General features: G+C 50.2%; 1 protein-coding gene. It reads right to left on the bottom strand.

Annotated features, from left to right (window positions below):
* A partial coding sequence (locus tag PZC42_RS24475) for a glycoside hydrolase family 3 protein (RefSeq protein WP_277214051.1) occupies window positions 1-279 on the bottom strand: 279 nt, incomplete at both ends.

The following is a 279-nucleotide window of genomic DNA, read 5'->3' as shown; positions in this document are numbered from 1 at the left end:
AACGCTGTATAGGATAACCCGTGGCCGAACGGAAACAGCGGCTTGCCTACGAAATATTTATAGGTTCTTTTCCCTTTGATGATATCGTAATTCATCATATCCGGCAGTTCTTTGACTGAGGTGTGCCAAGTTTGCGTCAGCCGTCCGCCCGGATTTACATCTCCATAGATAATGTCCGCCAATGCGCTTCCCGCCTCCTGGCCTCCGTGAGCGGAATATATGATCGCAGGAATGTGCGCTTTTGCCCAGTTGAGAGCAAACGGATAGCTGCTCGTTACG

Source organism: Isoptericola croceus (genome assembly GCF_029382255.1).
Classification (GTDB): domain Bacteria; phylum Actinomycetota; class Actinomycetes; order Actinomycetales; family Cellulomonadaceae; genus Isoptericola; species Isoptericola croceus.
The sequence above is the reverse complement of the archived record's forward strand: the minus strand, read 5'-3'. Positions and strand labels throughout refer to the sequence as shown.